Consider the following 13,853-nt stretch of genomic DNA (forward strand, 5'->3'; position numbering starts at 1 on the left):
ATCATGCCGGGCACAAAAAGGACATGCCTGCTCTCGCAAACATGTCCCTGGTATTTTTTATTTTACATCTAAAACGATCACATTCACAGAATTTGCCGATAAATTGACCTCTGCACAATTGTCTTCCAGTGTTATATCCGATTCTGAAGGAACAACCTGTTCTGCATTCTTTTTATTCACATTTGGTGTATGGACAAGAGAGGCATCCCCGGTCACAGTGATCATTCGGCCCTCTGAAGCCACGTTTAGGTCTTTCAGCTGGATCCTGGTTGTTTTTTCAAACGGATCGGCATTTACAAGCTTTACATAGACGTGTTGTTTGTCTTTCGTTACCGAGTTGAAAATATCGGAGTTATAAGCTTCCAGTTTGTAATCCAGCACCTTGCTCACAACTGTACCGTCCGTATAGAAGCAGACGAGCCGATCTCCTGTTTCCCCGCCATAGTTGACTGAAATGGTGTAGGGTGTCTGATCCGCAAGCTCTTCGTAGCAGCTTGCACGCAGGTTTCCGGCAGCCGTACTGGAGGAATAGTCTCCCAGCATATAACCTTGGACCCCCTGCTTATACACTTTCACACCGGTTGCATTTCCGTTATATCCTACCGCGTATTCGAGGACATCCTTTTTCTCCGGTGAAATATCGGTCAAGCCAACCCCTACATAAAAACCGTCGGCACCTGATACTTTTGTCGCTTCCACCTCGACTCGATAGTTGGCCCAGCTCTCATTCAGGATATACAACCCATTCAATCCGCCATTTTGAGCCTCTAATACAAGACCTTTTTCCGGATCCAGTGTATATCCGACAGATCCCGGAATCATCTCCCATGCAGGATTCAGTTCCTTCGTAAAGTCTTGGTCAAGCAGCACTGTACCGCTGAGGTTATCTATTACTTTTACACTCTTCACATGGAGTTCCGCGTTGCCGGCAGCAATTTCAATTCCCCCGCGCGGAGTGAGCTCTGTCAGGTTTCCATTGCGGTAAGTCGAGAACGAAGTACCCAGCAATTTGGTGCCGAGATATTTTCCAAATAAATGCTGTACGTAATAATTCGGCGTGTACCAGACACTTTCATCGTCAAACCAAATTAAATCCGGCGTCCATCGATACGTTCCATCTGTCAGCACTTTGTTAAATAGCGGTGCATAGGCAGCCAGTCTCACGACATCGGAATTTCTTTCAAACCCGGTCATGACTGCTGCTTCCGCAATCGCTCCCGCCAACGTATTCTTGTCGGTGGAGGCAAATTCGCCAACAAAAACCTTCGAGGTCTCCTTTTCATTCAGGGTGCCATCATGCTGGTAAGCGCGGTAATAATAGTTGTATCGGTCCGCATTGTTTAACAGATACTCGTTGGAACGGTAATAATGCTCATCGGCAATCGTATCCATATAGTTGTGCTGTTTTTCATACCAGGCTACCGTTTCTTCTGTAACGCTCTTGCCATCCGTAAAATTCACGGTTGCACTTTCCTTCAGGTTGCCGCTCAGGAACTTCCATCCCTGCTGATAGGCGTCATCATCCGCCTGTGCTCCGACGGTTGAAATAATATGCAATACATAACCCGGATAGTGGTTTTCCATGTATTCATCAATCGCTGCTTTAAAATATTCGAAGTTCGCAAAAAATTCCGTGCCCCAGTTTTCATTGCCGACACCCAGGTAGTGAAGGTCGAATGGCGCTTCATGCCCCATCTGTCTGCGGAGGGCAGCCCACTCGTTATGTTCAAAATCGGTAGAGATTGCGAAATCAATTAAATCGGTAAAGCTCTTAACATAGTAATCTCTCAGCTCTCCTCCTGCTGGATGAACATAATTCGAACGCGCCTGGCAAAGGACACCGCAGGCCATGACAGGAAGTGGGGTGGCATTCAGGTCTTCAGCTAATTGAAAATATTCCATATACCCCAGCCCCATGGTCATCATGTAGCCCCATACATTGAAGTTTTCCTTGCGCAGCTCGATATCGCCTACAGAGTCTTTCCATTCATAGACGTTTTCCCAAATATAGGAGCCTTCGGAAATACAGCCCCCAGGGAATCGCAGGAATGTCGGGTGCAAATCGAACAGTGCATTCACCAAATCTTTTCTCAATCGGTAGTTAGGATTCCCTTTATAATTAGCGTGAGCCGTTTTCGATCCCTCTTCTTCGCCAGCGCCCCAGACATCCTGCGGCATCAGCGAAACCATGTCGATGGAAACCTCACCGTTAAAGGTTAACGCAAGCTGACCCAGGACATCTTTGGAGCCTGTCAGCATAATCTTGGAATCCACTCCGTACTTTCGCCAAGTATTTCCGCCTTCCACCTGAATGATTGCTGTATCACTAATTGGCTCGCCGTCCTGATCCTGCAGCTGCAAAGCAATGCTTGACGGTGATTCCGCTTTCGCCCAGATCGTAAAATCATAACGATCGCCTTGTTTAATAAACATGGCACAATGATGATTGGAATCAGTAAAACCCTTATTGATGATCGTGGTGCCGCCAGGAGCAGTTATATAATGGGAATTGACGTCTTTATCGGAAACTCCAAAGAATTCATTCAATCCTCCTGTATTCTTAACGGCAACTTTATCAACCTCTCCAAACCAGGCATGGAGCGGTTGGTGGTTTCTGCCTGTAGAACAGCCGCACTCGCCGGAAGTGTGGGAGTAGGTATCAAATACGAACGATTCGAAGGAACGGTTTTGAACAAGCTCCGCGTAGATTCCGCCATCCGCTGCATTATTGATGTCTTCATAAAATAAACCGTACAGCGTTTCGCTGATATCCAGCACTTCCTCGCTGCCGTCAATCGTTAACAAGTGGGAGGGAATACCGTTTGGAAGAACCGATACGGTAAATTCCTTCTCAGCCACCGAGGTTCCTTTGCTTAAAATTGCTGTCAAAGTCACGCCTTTTGGAGACTGGATTTCCCCCACCATTCCGTCATCCGATAGAGCTGAAGTGTCGCTGGATTTCCAGGAGACATTCACCTTTCCGCCCATGAGAGAAGCAGGCAGCGAAAGATCCTTTGATACGATTGTGACTGGAAACGATAAATATTTATCTTTGGCAAGCTGAACAATGTCGGCTTCCGTAAGCGATTCGCACATCACCTCGATCACTTCATCTTCCGTAAATCCTGCCTTGTAAATGCGGAAATCGGACAAGGAACCGCTGAAATCTGCATCCACATCATATTGTGATCTGCCGATATAATTATTGCTGTAATTCGCTGAATCGGAGAACGTTTCAAACCAATTGCGAAGTTTCGCATATGTACCGCTGGACGTCTGGCTGATGGAGCCATCTGCCACGATTTCACCGTTCACATAGATGACCGGTCCGGCGCTGCTTAATGTGCCGCCTTCCGTTCCCCTTACTGACATGGCGACATGGAACCATTCTCCCGATGAATACGTTCTTCCGGCATCGGCAACGAGATCTGCCTCAGAAAAGCAAGTGCCGCGCAAATTGCGAGTCAAGAAAAAATATGGTCCTGTAGAACCTTTACCGAAATCGAAAATTCTTTCCCATACATTTGTACCTTTTTTCAGGTAAACCCACGTACTAACGGTAATACCAGTATGATCGCTGATATCCTTGAGCAAGCCGGAAGGAAGCTTCATAAAAGAAGTGCCGCTGTTTCCGCCGGCTAGCGTAACAGCTGATCTTCCGCCTACAGTTTCTACTGTTGGTAAAGCGATCCCCTCTGGTAGGGCATCATAGCCGTGCCCCGAGCTGTCCCTGCCGATATTTTCAGGATCATCAAAATGATATTGGGCAATGAGGCGGTCCTCAAATGAAATGTTTCTGCTGGTTCGTTTCATGTATGCTCTCCCTTGCAAGAATAATATAATGTAAGCCTTATCTTTTTCACCCACACCAAAACTTGTACGTATAATATGTATTTAACAATTACCTCTTGTACTTACAACTATTATAATGTCTAATATCTTATCTTCCAACAGATTTCTAATATTTTTTTAAAGTCCTCCAAAAAAACCCGAGATCACTACGTTCTGCTTTTACCTTTTAAGCAAAAGAACGATCCTCATGTACGCACATGTACACACTTATAGTCGCTTTCCCGATTATACAAAAAAGCCGCTCAACTAATGAGCAGCTAAAAGCGTGTATTTATAAGTTAATAAAATCCTCTGGTCATAATGTGTCACTAAATAATGCTGTTGAATTATCCTAAATTAAATTTCCCTCATAATAATTCGGGAGAAAGGTCTCACAAACTCTTATATCTTTCGAAAAAAGGATTTCCTTCATACCTGTATGCTAATTTATATATTTGTTTTTGATAAAGAAAGCTGATCTTCAGGCAGCGGCTTGGTGATGCCTTCTTTATCTAGTACCTTACGCCATGTATATCGCGGTTCATATCCTAGGATCTTTTTAGCCTTATCAATTGACATAAGGGTCTCGTGGCCTTCTATTGATTTTTTTATCGTCACATTTGGAAAATACCGATCCACCAAGTCCTTGCTAAGTTCAGGCATAATGGTATCCGGAGCCGTAATATGGAAGATATCATTTCCTAAATTACTCTTTTCTATTGCAAGAAGGCATGCCATTGCTGCGTCCCTAACATCACAATAAGCCCAGGCATTTTTCTTTTGAACATCCTTTTGTCTCTCATCGTGCCAGTGCATGATAGGAATTTTTTCATATTCATCTGGCTCATATATATTTGCAAAGCGCAGAGCAACAATCTGTCCTTTTGTAAGACTGTGATACATTTCTGAAAGGTTTTCAGTCAACCGTTTTACCATAGCGTAGGATGATTTCAATTTGTTTGGGTGTTCCTCATCTAATGGAAGATAGCTGAGTTCTTCGGGAACAAAAGGATAACCTAATACCGTTTCACTCGATGCCCAGACCAGCTTAGGAATTTTAAAATCTTTACAAGCCTCAAGGATATTAAAATTAACCATCATATTATTTTCAAATATCGCCTGAGAAGTATTCCTTACATCGGTAGGAATATTCCCAAGGTGGACAACTGCATCACTTCCCTTTAAAAGCTGGCATACCTGGCCATAATCACGCAGATCAGCTTGAATAAAGTTTTTTGATCTTGATTCCTCTCTCAATTTTTTATCTGATGCAATAACCTCATGACCGGCTTCCATAATTGTCCTGACAGCCCACCTGCCAATTTTGCCTGCTGCTCCTGTTACTACTACTTTCACAAGCCTTGCCCCTTTTCCATTATTTTTCATATCAGGATGATTTGGCTCCCTGAAAAGCTAAGTTTTACATCCCAATAACGCTGTTAGGTTTCCCCTTTCATTCTGTTTTATTGAGGCAGTCAAATGGAAACTATTGGTCAAATGGGCATTTTTATAGTGAAATGGGCTTTTTGTTCCTCTAAAAACCTTTTCCGATTATCCGCTTAGATCCCATCAAAACAATTGATTTTAAGTACTCCATATTTTTAATTATTTTTTTCAGGCAAATGGCCCTAATTATGAGGCAATTATTTTTCATGAAAACGACTCTTTAATGGAATAAATAAAATAGTAAACAACCTCGGCAAAGAAAGGACCTATATAGGATGAAAAAAACATTAATGGACATTTTCCTTATTGGATTAGGATCTTTTCTTTTTGGATTATCGGTTAACATTTTTGTCATTCCCAATCATTTTGGAGAAGGCGGAGTGACGGGTATTTCCATTATTCTTTATCACCTGTTCGGATGGGCCCCTAGTATAACAAGTTTTATTTTAAATGGAATGCTAATTGTTATTGGATATAAATTTTTAAACAAAACCACAACTATATACACGATTATTGCTGTTACATGCATTTCATTATCATTATACTTAACCGAGTCATGGTCGATTAATTCGGATGAAGTAATTTTAAATAGTATTTTTGCAGGCATTCTTACGGGAATAGGACTAGGATTGATTTTTCGTGCAGGTGGCACAAGTGCCGGCACAACCATACTAGCCAAAGTAACAAATCAATACCTCGGATGGAATATAAGTTACGGGCTTCTATTCTTTGATTTAATTGTTGTTTTTTCTTCTTATTTTATCATTGGAATAGTAGGACTTATGTTCACCCTCGTCATGCTTTATATTGGAACAAAAGTAACAGACTTTATTATTGTTGGTTTAAATTCTAAAAGGGCTGTTACGATTATTTCCAAGTCATACGATGAGATAGCAAACGAGGTAAATAATAAAATGAAAAGGGGCGTTACCGTCTTAACCGGTTACGGGTATTATACAAAAACCGAAAAAAATATCTTGTATATTATTATTAACAAACAAGAATTCACCCAGCTTCGAAAAATTATCACAGCCGTTGACAGGAATGCATTTGTCTCAGTTCATGATGTCAGGGATGTTTTTGGGGAGGGATTTATAGAATAAAACCTTTTTTTATTAGCTTAATGAAGATAATGGTCTTATAATGTGGTGTTAAAAACATGTTCGTTACATAACTACCTTTCCTGTAATGACGGAGTTCCTGCAAAATGCTTCAGTGAGTCACTCTGTTTTTCGTTAACATCCTCATGGTTTTGATACGAGCATTTTCACCAGGGGTGACCTGTGATTGTTTGAAAAAGAAAAGAACCGATCCTTGGTCTTAACCCCTAACAGGTTCGGTTCCTCCTCTATTGTTTTCAACCACAAGCATGTTATCTGAAGAATTACAAAATACTTTTAAAATCCATAGCAGCATCCCGGTCAAAAATTTAAAATTGATTATTTATGATAAATAAATCGTTCACCTGGAACCATCATGTGGAATTTTTGACATGGATAGTGTTGAAATAAGTAATCGACAAAATAAGCCGGATTCTCGCGGTTATTCGGAAACAGATCATAATGAATCGGAACTAGGAGATCCACCCCTACCGCTGCAGCAAAATCCGCTGCTTCTCTTGAATTCATGTTTCCAATAATGCCCCGTGATGTGCGGAAAAAGTCTGCGCCATTTATTGGCAAGAAAGCAACATTAGGCTTGAACGCTTTTACTACTTCTATCAGTTCAGGCGTAACGATGGTATCCCCGCTGTGATAGATTCTAATTCCATTCACTTCGATTAAGTAGCCTAGAAATAAATGATTTCCTGAAGAATCTTTCTCATATTCCGTATGGGCAGCAGGGATAGGCGTAATCTTGAACCCTTTAATTTTAAACACTTCACCATCTTTGGCCGAATAAATATCCTTGTTTTTGAGGTGTTCTTGAACAAACGTGACAAGGGGCGCCGGGATTCCAAACTGGGATTCTGAAACTCTTGCAATCTCTTTAATAGTTGATAGGTCCAGGTGATCGTCGTGCCCGTGTGTAACCAGTACACCGTCTAAGTCCTGGAGCATGGCCGGATTAAGAACCGGTGGAAATGCCCTCTTAAATTCTGTCTCAGGATTCGATTCCTCAATACTGCTAGTTAAATAAGGATCGATACAGAGGAGCCCATCCTCTTCCTTCCCTTTTAAGAGAATCCCCGCTTGTCCTAAGCTCCAAAAAGAAACAGCGTCTCCAAAACCTTTTGTCTCCCTCACCTCTTTCATTAATTCTTCACCGCTTTTATAAATCGCCATAATATCACCCGTTTCTCTGAATTATCTTTAAATTCATTTTACTATGTATAATTCGAAGGTACTTTCCTTTGATTGCTTTAGGTTTAATTTTATCAGGGGATGAACACTTTACAAAACGATTCTATCTGAAATTTCTCCAGCCTGATTTATATTGCCTGGCTTCTTTTTCTAAGGGATCACATGTGACATTTATTTGAAGTTTTTAGCAATAATTTGTATATTTTACCATCTACTGTACGATATAATCATGTTAAAAGGAGGAGTTTTATGCGGGTGCTAATCCTATTGCTAACTATTGCTCTGTCTGGATGCGCTTCACAGGATAGTGAAAAACTGAAATGGTTTGATACTGATAATGAAGCAATAGAATATGGCTTGAAGCTTGAAGACGCAAAACAATCCGATGTGTTAGGCGAGATGGAAAATGGCGGGGAGCATTTTGTCGTTTACAAAGACCCGGTACCTGATGAAGACGGAATTGCGATTGCCACAGTGAACATCGCTGAAGAAAACGGCAAGTATGCCTGGTATCGGGCAGATTCATATGTAAAAATAACGGATAAAAATCCCCAGCACAATATCAGGCAAGTCAGTTACGACACCAAAACCCACTCAGGGAGAGACTTTTTAGTTTACGCAGGGTACACAAAGGATGAAAGTATTACCCTTGAAACACCTGAAGGTTCCATTCAGGCAGAAATCGATCCATCTACAGGAATTTATTTTTCCGTTATCCCTGTAAGGGAATAGAAAAAGTCGGCTTTCCCGGCTACTAGCTTTTAGAATGAACTTGGCAAAATTACCTTTTGATTGTTTAACTCCCCCCAGGTGTCAATTTATATATAGAGAGATTCAGCTTTTAATAACGATACTCTAGCTGCACGACGAAAAACCGCTGAGCCTCACAGCCCAGCGGTTCCTGTCATTTACATTATGTTTTTACGGTCCCTTCAATTCTCAACTTAATGCGAAAAATACTGTGCGGCAATACCTCCATCACTGTTTCATTCCTGTGAAGGATTGTCCACGGATATCATTACAGTTAAGAATATAAGTTCATCGTGTGTTTTCGTCGACACCAGACCGCTGCCTGCTGTTTCGTCTTACTTTCCAGTTTCAGCAAACGTCTTGATGCGGTCACCGATTTCATCCCGAACACGCTGGAAAAAGGCCCATTTTTCTTCTTCTGTCCCTTCCGCCTTTGCCGGGTCATCAAATCCCCAATGTTCGCGCTTGACATGTGGCGGAGTCGTTGGGCAATGGTCATCTGCATGACCGCAAAGTGTGACAACCAGGTCGGCATTATTCAGGATTTCCGGGTCAATTACATCTGAGGTTTGATTCGAGATATCAATTCCTGCCTCGTTCATCGCCTTAACTGCATTAGGGTTTAATCCGTGCGCTTCAAGTCCGGCACTTTTTACATTCCACTCGTCACCAAGATATTGTTTCGCCCAGCCTTCCGCCATTTGGCTTCGGCAAGAATTGCCTGTGCACAGGAAGTAGATTGTTTTCTTAGTCATAGTTGATTGCTCCTTTGAAAGTTAAATTTTATGAAATAATCAAAAGCCAGACATAGAGACCCACTAATGTGATAAACAGGGTAGGAATCGTCAGGACGATGCCAGTTTTAAAATAAGTTCCCCAAGAAATCTTCACGCCTTTCAAACTTAGTACGTGAAGCCATAATAGGGTCGCCAATGAACCGATCGGAGTAATTTTAGGCCCCAGATCAGAACCAATCACATTCGCATAAACAAGTGCCTCTCTTACCACTCCGGTTGTATTAGTATCCGCTATCGCCAGTGCGTCAATCATAACAGTCGGCATATTGTTCATGATTGATGATAGAATGGCGGCGATGAAGCCCATACCAATTGTCGCTGCAAACAATCCCTGATTTGCTGCAACCTGGATCAGGTCTCCCAAAACATTCGTCAGTCCGACATTCCGGAGTCCATAGACCACTACATACATTCCGATGGAGAAAAATACGATGGCCCATGGCGCGCCTTTGATGACTGTTTTTGTATTGACGGCACGGCTTCTTCTTGCCATGAACAGAAAGAAGATCGCCACAATGCCAGCAATAAAGGAAACAGGAATATTAAGGAACTCACTTGCAAAGTAACCAATTAGCAGGATTCCAAGCACAATCCAGGAGAGGGAGAACATCTTTTTATCCTTGATGGCCTCCTCCGGTTTTTTCAGGTTGGAAAGATCATACTTTTTCGGAATGCTTTTACGGAAATAAAGATATAAAACCAGGATGCTTGCTGCCAATGAGAAGAGGTTAGGTACAATCATTCTAGATGCAAATTCGGCAAAACCAATTCCAAAAAAGTCTGCTGATACAATATTCACCAGGTTGGAGACAACAAGCGGAAGCGAGGTTGTGTCGGCAATGAATCCACTTGCGATGATGAACGGAAAGACCATCTTTTCGTCAAACTTCAATGCACGAACCATCGCAAGGACAATTGGTGTCAGGATCAGTGCCGCCCCATCGTTCGCAAAAAAGGCAGCCACAAGCGCTCCCAGGATGGAAACATAGACGAACATTTTAATTCCGTTTCCTTTAGCTCCCCTGGCCATATGAAGCGCCGCCCACTCAAAGAAACCAATTTCGTCCAGGATCAGTGAAATGATGATAATGGCAATAAAGGCAAGCGTTGCGTTCCAGACAATGCCCGTTACATCCCATACATCCTGCAGATCAACCACTCCGACAAGCAACGCTAAAATCGCCCCGCCACATGCTGACCAGCCTATTGAAAGGTTTTTTGGCTGCCAAATGACCAGGACAAGGGTCGCCAGAAAGATGGCTGATGCTAAAACTGTTTGTAACATAAGAACCTCCATTAATTACATGTAATTCGTAAACCTTGCTGTTCCAGCTGGATGATCTTCTCCTCCTGGTCAGGAATATGCCTTATCACATCCTGAACCAATGGGAAAGAACGGTGATCCCGGTTCAGGGAGTAGAAGATCCATTGTCCCCTTCTTTGTTCTTTCACTAAACCGGCATCCTTTAATTTCCGGAGGTGCTGGCTGATGGCTGGCTGGGTCATCTTGAAGATTTCCACAAATTCACAGACACAGCAATCATTCTTAATCAGAAGCCCCATCATGGCGAGCCGTGTTTTATCGCCCAGAAGCTTTAAAATATTGGCAGTACTCTCCAAGGAGTCCTTTTCCATGATTCCACCTCCATATAATCAAATAATCAACTGCTTATATAATAAATTGCTTATATACGTTCGTCAACATTATATTACTATCCCGATCAGGACAAAGTGCTATACATCTTACAAGCATAAAAGCCTCTCTTGAAAGCATGAAAGAACCTTATTCAATTGAAAAAAGGACAGATTTGGAAAGGGTATTCTGTCCTTTACTTAACAATTAAAACCGGACAATTCGCCCGTTTAGCGACTTTGTGGCTGACGCTTCCCAATACGAATTCCTGAAGCCCGTTAAGACCTCTGCTGCCAATAACAACGAGGTCAAATCGATTTTTATTCACGTAATCAACAATGACAGGTCCAGGATCCCCTTGCAGCATTTTAATTTCATAGTGGATTCCTGCCTTTTGGGCCATCTTTTCCACATACTTCATTCGATCTTTCCGCTTGTCTTTATATTCCGCCGAATTCCAATTGCTTAAAACCTCTGATTTTACTTTGTCATGATCAACAACATAGACGATTTCCAGTTTGGAATTGGGGTTGCAACTCGCAAGGTTGATCGCATTATCTGCAGCCCTTTTGCTATGCTCAGAACCATCCGCAGCTAATAGGATTTTTTTATACATGCTCCCTAACCTCCCTTTCCATTGGTCCTGGGTTTATTGGCCAGCATATTAACTAATTCTGTACAATCAGCTTTTATTCCTTTTACATATACCCAAAATCCATTTTCTTCGATTTTGATACAGTTTCCGTGAATGGCTTCGGAATGCCATGCTTAAGTTACTTTACCCCTCTTCTTTTGGAGACTTTCACTTAAGCGATCTCTATAAAATCAATTTTTTTTGATTAAATAAGTTGCATATTTGGAAATGTTGGATATATAATACAGTACATCAAATAATTTTGATTAAAGGAGTAATTCAATTGGAAAATAACATTCCGTTAAAAGACATTTCATTAGAGAGCACGTTTTCTGCTTACGAAAGTAAATTCAAAGCCCTCGCCGATAAAAAAAGGCTGCATATATTAAACCTTCTTTGCCAGGGAGAAATCTGTGTGTGCGATCTCAGCGAAATGATCGAGATGCCGCAGTCCAAGCTTTCCTACCACTTAAAAATATTACTTGATGCTGGCCTCATCCTGAAAGAAACCCGGGGAACCTGGAGTTATTACAAAATCAACGAACAAGAAATTAATCATTTGCTATCACCAGAGCTTTGCTGCCTGTTTAGACCTAGCTCATGTTAGGTTTAACTTTTACCCATTTAATCAATTTTTTTTGATTAATACATCAACTTATTTTGATAAAGGAGTGTTGAAAATGTTATTTCGTGAAGGTTATGTTTGGTTTGAAGCAAAAGAAATCGAAAACAGGGCAAAAAGTGCTTGGCGGTTCTATGAAAATAGGCAAGTGGAAAAAGCGCCACAGCCATTGCCTGACCATAAACCCCCATGCTGCGTCTGCGTTTGTGAAGCTTAATAAAGGAGGTGTAAATCAAAATGTTTGAATTTATCGAAAGCTTTTTGTGAATTGCGCTTGAACTGACTGCCTTGTTTGTTCTGATTTCATTCATCATCAGCTTGCTTCAGGGATTTATCCCCTATGAAAAAATTGAAATCCAGCTGGCACAGTCCAATAAACTGCTGGCTAGCATGATTGCTATCTTCTTCGCTTTTATTACACCTTTTTGTTCCTGCTCCACTATTCCGGTGGTTGTAAATATGCTGAAGAACAGGATTCCCTTTTCGATAACGATGGTCTTTTTATTTGCCTCACCTGTTCTCGATCCAACCATCCTGACGGTAATGGGAGTTGTCATGGGATGGAAAGTAACAGCGATTTACACGATTGCCACAACTGTTTTTAGTATCGCAATCGGGTTCACCCTGGATAAATTAGGATTCCAAAAGTATGTAAAAAACGTAGTCATGACGGGTTACGATGATTCAAAGCAGAAATTCAACTGGTCTTATGCTCTCAATGAAACATGGTCACTGATGAAAAGCGTTTATCCTTATCTATTGATCGGGGCCGCCATTGGCGCTGCCATTCACGGACTGGTGCCCTCAGAATTCATCGCAAAATGGATGGGGCACGATAGCTGGTGGCTTATCCCGGTTGCAGCCGTGGTTGGGGTCCCGTTATATATCCGCCTTTCAAGCATGATCCCAATATCCCAAATATTGATTTTAAAAGGAATGGCCCTTGGTCCTGTGATGGCTATGATGATCTCATCCGCCGGAGCAAGCCTCCCTGAAGTGATTCTATTAAAATCAATTTTCAAAAAGCAGCTAGTCATAGCCTTTATCCTTTCTGTCATTACCATGAGCACCGTTTCCGGATTCATTTTCTATCTCATTTAAGTAAAAAACAGCATGTAAAATAGTTAAGCAAGACTGTCATCACTGCTGGCATCACTTAAGTCTTGGAAATTGAAAAATGTCCTTGAAAGGAGGTGAATTCCAAATGTTCGACTTCATTAGAAAGATATCAGGAAAAAAGGCTGATTCTGAGTGCTGCGGAGTGGAAATCAAAGAAGTAGAAGTAGAAGGAGAAGAAAGCAAAGATTCATGCTGCAGTTCAAACACGCCGAATAATGTTTTTTGCTGCGGATAATCTGATTGAATACTTATTTTCGAATTAAAATGGTGCTACAACTCCTGAATGGGCAAACCTCCCCTTCAGACATTAATTTAGTTTTTATGTTTTTTTAAAATAAAAGCTAAAGAAGTATCAACAAGAATATCAATCCAATCCATTAGTATCTACATTACATTATCAAAGTCCTTTGTTACATACCTGCTAGGCTTCATAATGGGGATCATATTCCTCATTATGATAGTTGAAAAGAAAGTAAGCCACCAAAAAAGCCGTGCCCAAGTAGCGCGGTTTTTCTCATTCCCTGATGTCCATTACAAGGGTATCGAACAATGCCTCGTCAACATAGAGGAGGAACGCCCACTCTCCGTTCTCGCGGAGGGTAACGCTCGAAGGCACATGCCTTATTTTTTCCAGAATGTTGTTCTTATAGTATAGGGAGGGGGGCCGGCCCAGCTTAAGGAGAAGCTGGTGATTCTTCTACTATTATTAATATCCTAA

The 13,853-nt window shown here is 41.7% G+C and carries 13 protein-coding genes; 6 read left to right on the forward strand and 7 right to left on the reverse strand.

From position 1 onward, the window contains the following. Nucleotides 1–57 precede the first annotated feature (57 nt). Both EV146_RS09375 and EV146_RS09380 read right to left on the reverse strand, forming a co-directional pair. Entirely contained in the window at nucleotides 58–3,813 is a 3,756-nt protein-coding gene (locus EV146_RS09375; protein WP_132005112.1) for an alpha-L-arabinofuranosidase C-terminal domain-containing protein, read from the reverse strand. 465 nt (nucleotides 3,814–4,278) lie between these two features. Continuing rightward, nucleotides 4,279–5,217 (reverse strand): NAD-dependent epimerase/dehydratase family protein, encoded by a 939-nt coding sequence (locus EV146_RS09380; RefSeq protein WP_219916281.1) that lies wholly within the window; start codon nucleotides 5,215–5,217, stop codon nucleotides 4,279–4,281. 335 nt (nucleotides 5,218–5,552) lie between these two features. On the opposite strand from EV146_RS09380, the gene EV146_RS09385 reads away from it, so the two are divergent. Beyond that, on the forward strand, nucleotides 5,553–6,380 hold the full coding sequence (locus EV146_RS09385) for a YitT family protein (RefSeq protein WP_132005118.1): 828 nt from the start codon (nucleotides 5,553–5,555) through the stop codon (nucleotides 6,378–6,380). A gap of 336 nt (nucleotides 6,381–6,716) precedes the next feature. Here EV146_RS09385 and EV146_RS09390 read toward each other — a convergent pair whose 3' ends face one another. Continuing rightward, complete coding sequence (locus EV146_RS09390) at nucleotides 6,717–7,562, reverse strand: MBL fold metallo-hydrolase (protein WP_132005121.1); 846 nt, start codon at nucleotides 7,560–7,562, stop codon at nucleotides 6,717–6,719. A 267-nt stretch (nucleotides 7,563–7,829) separates the two neighbouring features. Between EV146_RS09390 and EV146_RS09395 the strand changes: the two genes are divergently transcribed. Then, the gene (locus EV146_RS09395; RefSeq protein ID WP_132005124.1) at nucleotides 7,830–8,312 is read left to right on the forward strand and encodes a YdbL family probable chaperone protein; all 483 of its coding nucleotides are present in this window, start codon (nucleotides 7,830–7,832) and stop codon (nucleotides 8,310–8,312) included. 353 nt (nucleotides 8,313–8,665) lie between these two features. Here EV146_RS09395 and arsC read toward each other — a convergent pair whose 3' ends face one another. From arsC to EV146_RS09415, 4 genes are all read right to left on the reverse strand, one after another. Then, nucleotides 8,666–9,085: an arsenate reductase (thioredoxin) gene (arsC, locus tag EV146_RS09400; protein WP_132005127.1), complete on the reverse strand. Its 420-nt coding sequence runs from the start codon at nucleotides 9,083–9,085 to the stop codon at nucleotides 8,666–8,668. A 28-nt stretch (nucleotides 9,086–9,113) separates the two neighbouring features. Continuing rightward, entirely contained in the window at nucleotides 9,114–10,412 is a 1,299-nt protein-coding gene (locus EV146_RS09405; RefSeq protein WP_132005130.1) for an arsenic transporter, read from the reverse strand. An 11-nt stretch (nucleotides 10,413–10,423) separates the two neighbouring features. Further along, on the reverse strand, nucleotides 10,424–10,762 hold the full coding sequence (locus EV146_RS09410; protein WP_132005133.1) for an ArsR/SmtB family transcription factor: 339 nt from the start codon (nucleotides 10,760–10,762) through the stop codon (nucleotides 10,424–10,426). A gap of 194 nt (nucleotides 10,763–10,956) precedes the next feature. After that, nucleotides 10,957–11,376, reverse strand: coding sequence for a universal stress protein (locus EV146_RS09415; RefSeq protein WP_132005136.1), 420 nt, complete (start codon nucleotides 11,374–11,376; stop codon nucleotides 10,957–10,959). Between the two features lie 301 nt (nucleotides 11,377–11,677). On the opposite strand from EV146_RS09415, the gene EV146_RS09420 reads away from it, so the two are divergent. The 4 genes from EV146_RS09420 (at nucleotide 11,678) to EV146_RS27530 (ending at nucleotide 13,370) form a co-directional block, all read left to right on the forward strand. After that, entirely contained in the window at nucleotides 11,678–12,001 is a 324-nt protein-coding gene (locus EV146_RS09420) for an ArsR/SmtB family transcription factor (protein WP_132005139.1), read from the forward strand. 73 nt (nucleotides 12,002–12,074) lie between these two features. Then, complete coding sequence (locus EV146_RS26960) at nucleotides 12,075–12,233, forward strand: hypothetical protein (protein ID WP_181215846.1); 159 nt, start codon at nucleotides 12,075–12,077, stop codon at nucleotides 12,231–12,233. 50 nt (nucleotides 12,234–12,283) lie between these two features. Then, the gene (locus tag EV146_RS09425; RefSeq protein ID WP_241993893.1) at nucleotides 12,284–13,117 is read left to right on the forward strand and encodes a permease; all 834 of its coding nucleotides are present in this window, start codon (nucleotides 12,284–12,286) and stop codon (nucleotides 13,115–13,117) included. 103 nt (nucleotides 13,118–13,220) lie between these two features. Then, a complete protein-coding gene (locus tag EV146_RS27530; RefSeq protein WP_181215845.1) occupies nucleotides 13,221–13,370 on the forward strand; it encodes a hypothetical protein in 150 nt (49 codons plus the stop codon). The last annotated feature ends 483 nt before the right edge of the window (nucleotides 13,371–13,853 follow it).

Source organism: Mesobacillus foraminis (genome assembly GCF_004340465.1).
Classification (GTDB): domain Bacteria; phylum Bacillota; class Bacilli; order Bacillales; family Cytobacillaceae; genus Mesobacillus_B; species Mesobacillus_B foraminis.

Excerpts from the sequence above, each read along its gene's own strand:
- EV146_RS09375 (WP_132005112.1), bottom strand. The coding sequence starts at position 3,813 with ATGAAACGAACCAGCAGAAACATTTCATTTGAGGACCGCCTCATTGCC.
- EV146_RS09380 (WP_219916281.1), bottom strand. The coding sequence starts at position 5,217 with ATGAAAAATAATGGAAAAGGGGCAAGGCTTGTGAAAGTAGTAGTAACA.
- EV146_RS09385 (WP_132005118.1), top strand. The coding sequence starts at position 5,553 with ATGAAAAAAACATTAATGGACATTTTCCTTATTGGATTAGGATCTTTT.
- EV146_RS09390 (WP_132005121.1), bottom strand. The coding sequence starts at position 7,562 with ATGGCGATTTATAAAAGCGGTGAAGAATTAATGAAAGAGGTGAGGGAG.
- EV146_RS09395 (WP_132005124.1), top strand. The coding sequence starts at position 7,830 with ATGCGGGTGCTAATCCTATTGCTAACTATTGCTCTGTCTGGATGCGCT.
- arsC (WP_132005127.1), bottom strand. The coding sequence starts at position 9,085 with ATGACTAAGAAAACAATCTACTTCCTGTGCACAGGCAATTCTTGCCGA.
- EV146_RS09405 (WP_132005130.1), bottom strand. The coding sequence starts at position 10,412 with ATGTTACAAACAGTTTTAGCATCAGCCATCTTTCTGGCGACCCTTGTC.
- EV146_RS09410 (WP_132005133.1), bottom strand. The coding sequence starts at position 10,762 with ATGGAAAAGGACTCCTTGGAGAGTACTGCCAATATTTTAAAGCTTCTG.
- EV146_RS09415 (WP_132005136.1), bottom strand. The coding sequence starts at position 11,376 with ATGTATAAAAAAATCCTATTAGCTGCGGATGGTTCTGAGCATAGCAAA.
- EV146_RS26960 (WP_181215846.1), top strand. The coding sequence starts at position 12,075 with ATGTTATTTCGTGAAGGTTATGTTTGGTTTGAAGCAAAAGAAATCGAA.
- EV146_RS27530 (WP_181215845.1), top strand. The coding sequence starts at position 13,221 with ATGTTCGACTTCATTAGAAAGATATCAGGAAAAAAGGCTGATTCTGAG.